Consider the following 248-nt stretch of genomic DNA (forward strand, 5'->3'; position numbering starts at 1 on the left):
GTTTGACGATCGCCTACTCGATATCGTCAGCGATCGCCTCGCTGATTGGGGCATCGATCGCGATTGGCTTGGGGTGTCAGCTCCCCAAAAATCCGGATCGCCTTCGTCACAACAGTCCGAGGTGGATATCGTCAGTTCCGAAACCGTTTTGGCACAACCAGACGAATCCCCGAAATGGACGGGGTTAGTAGGTGCGATCGCGGAAGGAACAAAAGCTGCTGGACGGTGGGCTTACGAGCTGATTGCTT

At 55.2% G+C, this 248-nt stretch carries 1 protein-coding gene; it reads left to right on the forward strand.

Annotated features, from left to right (window positions below):
* Positions 1–248, forward strand: a 248-nt coding sequence (locus tag SB754_RS22115; protein WP_410784438.1) for a hypothetical protein, incomplete at both ends; no start/stop codon positions are given.

The organism is Leifsonia sp. SIMBA_070 (assembly GCF_046534635.1).
In the GTDB taxonomy this organism is placed as follows: Bacteria; Actinomycetota; Actinomycetes; order Actinomycetales; family Microbacteriaceae; genus Leifsonia.